Annotated in this window: 1 protein-coding gene; it reads right to left on the bottom strand. The window is 58.8% G+C overall.

The features are described from left to right. Positions 1-328, bottom strand: a 328-nt coding sequence (locus ACYQ8L_RS18585) for a transposase (protein WP_459943308.1), incomplete at its 3' end; no start/stop codon positions are given. Between the last annotated feature and the right edge of the window lie 274 nt (positions 329-602).

Here is a 602-nt window from a genome sequence, read left to right as displayed (position 1 = left end):
AGCGTGCATCGGTGAGCGTCACCTCCCCGTCTCGGGCCAGGGCGGCGAAGACGCCCACCTGGCAGTTCTCCACCTTTCCCAGGCGCCCACACCACTGGCGCGCTACGCCGACCGAGCGGTTGCCTTTCTTGGGGAACCCACTTTCATCCACGATCAGACACGTGTTGGGGGAGCCTCCCAACAACCGGTGGGCGTCACGGGCCACATGGTCGATCACCTCGCGGTGATCCCACGGGGAGTACGACACAAAATGCTGCAGGCGTTGATCGTCGGTGTCCGGAACGACTTCCGCGATGCGCTCCATGTTTCGCTTCTGGGCTTGCGTCAAGCCGGCAAAGTACGCCTGGGCGGCCTTCTCGCAGGAGCGGGTACGAGAGGTGAAATGGGATCGGTAGCGTACCGTGAACCGATCCAGGTCGTCTCCCAACTCCGCGAGAGGGTGAGGGGAGCTGGCTAAATTAGAAGAATTATTACCTCGTCAGTTCCAATTTGGTAATCATTCTGATCCTCCTTTCATTTCAACGTGTTACAGCGACATCCGGAGCCACTATACTGCCGAACCTGCACTTTGCCAAGGCTCTGCCGAATCTGACAAAGTAGAA

It is taken from the genome of Deferrisoma palaeochoriense (genome assembly GCF_054656955.1).
Note: the sequence above shows the minus strand (reverse complement) of the source record. Positions and strands in the feature narration are given on the sequence as shown.